Here is a 1814-nt window from a genome sequence, read left to right on the forward strand (position 1 = left end):
CCCCCGCCGGAAGACCAAGGGTTTCTGTTCGACGCTAATCGGAGCAGAGTGAGTCGGCCCCTAAGGCGAGGCCGAAAGGCGTAGTCGATGGGAAACGGGTCAATATTCCCGTACCTCACTGTATTGCGATGGGGGGACGAAGAAGGCTAGGTGAGCCAGGCGTTGGTTGTCCTGGTGAAAGTCAGTAGGCTGGGGAATCAGGCAAATCCGGTTCCCCAAGGCCGAGAGACGAGACGAACAGCCTACGGGCTGGAAGTCATCGATGCCACGCTTCCAGGAAAAGCCTCTAAGCTTCAGATACAGTGGGACCGTACCCCAAACCGACACAGGTGGTCAGGTAGAGAATACCCAGGCGCTTGAGAGAACTCGGGTGAAGGAACTAGGCAAAATGGTGCCGTAACTTCGGGAGAAGGCACGCCGGCATAGGGTGACGGGACATGCTCCCTGAGCCTGAACCGGTCGAAGATACCAGGTGGCTGCAACTGTTTATTAAAAACACAGCACTCTGCAAACGCGCAAGCGGACGTATAGGGTGTGACGCCTGCCCGGTGCCGGAAGGTTAAGTGATGGTGTTAGCGCAAGCGAAGCTCCTGATCGAAGCCCCGGTAAACGGCGGCCGTAACTATAACGGTCCTAAGGTAGCGAAATTCCTTGTCGGGTAAGTTCCGACCTGCACGAATGGCGTAATGATGGCCACGCTGTCTCCACCCGAGACTCAGTGAAATTGAAATCGCAGTGAAGATGCTGTGTACCCGCGGCTAGACGGAAAGACCCCGTGAACCTTTACTATAGCTTCACACTGGACGCTGATGTTGCCTGTGTAGGATAGCTGGGAGGCTTGGAAACCCGGACGCCAGTTCGGGTGGAGCCAACCTTGAAATACCAGCCTGGCATCATTGGCGTTCTAACTCAGGTCCGTGATCCGGATCGAGGACCGTGTGTGGTGGGTAGTTTGACTGGGGCGGTCTCCTCCCAAAGCGTAACGGAGGAGCACGAAGGTACCCTCAGCACGGTTGGAAATCGTGCAGTGAGTGCAAGAGCATAAGGGTGCTTAACTGCGAGACAGACACGTCGAGCAGGTACGAAAGTAGGTTCTAGTGATCCGGTGGTTCTGTATGGAAGGGCCATCGCTCAACGGATAAAAGGTACTCCGGGGATAACAGGCTGATACCGCCCAAGAGTTCACATCGACGGCGGTGTTTGGCACCTCGATGTCGGCTCATCACATCCTGGGGCTGAAGTCGGTCCCAAGGGTATGGCTGTTCGCCATTTAAAGTGGTACGCGAGCTGGGTTTAGAACGTCGTGAGACAGTTCGGTCCCTATCTGCCGTGGGCGTTGGATGTTTGAGAAGGGCTGCTCCTAGTACGAGAGGACCGGAGTGGACGCACCTCTGGTGTTCCGGTTGTCACGCCAGTGGCATTGCCGGGTAGCTATGTGCGGACGGGATAACCGCTGAAAGCATCTAAGCGGGAAGCCCCCTTCAAGATGAGACATCCCCGAGGCCTCGAGCCTCCTGAAGGGCCCAGCAAGACCAGCTGGTTGATAGGCCGGGTGTGGAAGCGCTGCAAGGCGTTGAGCTAACCGGTACTAATGGCCCGTGAGGCTTGACCATATAACACCCAAGCGGTCTGCCGATGGCGACCGACAGCCGGATACGACGAGACGCCTCGCATCAGCATGATTCACCGTTTTTCGCCTGACGACCATAGCGTGCGGGAACCACCTGATCCCTTGCCGAACTCAGCAGTGAAACCGCTCAGCGCCGATGGTAGTGTGGGGCCTCCCCATGCGAGAGTAGGTCATCGTCAGGCAC

General features: G+C 56.9%; 2 rRNA genes. Both read left to right on the forward strand.

From position 1 onward, the window contains the following. Positions 1-1613 (forward strand): 23S ribosomal RNA (locus OP497_RS17415); the annotation flags it as partial. An 83-nt stretch (positions 1614-1696) separates the two neighbouring features. Then, positions 1697-1812: ribosomal RNA gene (gene rrf, locus OP497_RS17420) — 5S ribosomal RNA — on the forward strand. The last annotated feature ends 2 nt before the right edge of the window (positions 1813-1814 follow it).

Source organism: Halomonas sp. 11-S5 (assembly GCF_029889825.1).
Classification (GTDB): domain Bacteria; phylum Pseudomonadota; class Gammaproteobacteria; order Pseudomonadales; family Halomonadaceae; genus Halomonas.